This is a genomic window from Pontibacter fetidus (assembly GCF_010119545.1).
GTDB lineage: Bacteria > Bacteroidota > Bacteroidia > Cytophagales > Hymenobacteraceae > Pontibacter > Pontibacter fetidus.
Genome location: NZ_JAAEAA010000044.1, coordinates 1 through 938, shown reverse-complemented (window position 1 = coordinate 938; position 938 = coordinate 1). Strand labels below are relative to the sequence as shown.

General features: G+C 54.1%; 1 pseudogene. It reads left to right on the top strand.

Going from position 1 to position 938, the window contains the following annotated elements:
* Nucleotides 1-28 precede the first annotated feature (28 nt).
* Nucleotides 29-938 (top strand): annotated as a pseudogene (locus GWO68_RS18070) (ISAs1 family transposase); the annotation flags it as partial.

Below are 938 nucleotides of genomic sequence, written 5' to 3'. Positions count from 1 at the left end.
AAATAGTGAAGTAAGTTTACTAGCCTGTCTGCGTGAGGTACCTGATTTTCGTCGCCCGCAAGGCCGACGCTACCCTCTGGCTGAGACACTGTGCATGATGGTGATGAGCATCATGAGCGGTTGTTGTGCCTACCGGGAGATAGGACGCTTCATGCGCCACAATCAAGCTGAGTTGATATATTGTCTGGGGCTTAGCCGTCAGCAGGTGCCTTCTCATGTAACTATCCGCCAGGTGCTGCTCAGACTTGATTTCAACGCATTAGCCTGCGCTTTCCGGCGTTGGGCGGGCGGACAAGGCCTGCGGCAACTGAGCATAGATGGCAAGAGCCTGCGTTCTACGGTGAGCGAGCATGACAACCAGCAACAGAATTTTGTCGCGCTGGTCAGTGCCTTCTGCCAGCAAACCGGGCTGATAGAAGAAGTGGAACGGTTTGAGAACGGCCGCCAGAGTGAGATAAGCAGTGTGCGCAAGCTGCTTAGCCGCCTACAGCAGCGGGGCCTGCTGCTGACGCTGGATGCGCTACACTGTCAAAAAAACAGTTGCGCTCATTACCTCACAGCAACAATACTATTTGATAAAGGTCAAGGGCAACCAGCCACATTTGCTCAGAATCATGCAACAGACCGCTGCTCAAAGAAGGCCCGTCGGACATTGGCAGGAGTTTGAACACAGCCGGGGGCGTCAGGTAGAGCGTGTGCTGGATTTGTACCCAGCCAGTAGTCAGGCAAAGACCCAATGGGCAGGCTTAGCCTGGTTTATTCATCTAGTGCGGCGGGGCAGCAGGCAGGGGCAGGCGTATGAGCGGAGCAGCTATTACATTTGCAGCTACACAAACGCAGATGCAGCAATGCTGGCAGCAGCTATCCGGGGGCATTGGGGAATTGAAAACCGGGTACATTGGGAGAAAGATGTCACGTTAAAGGAAGATAAGAACGGG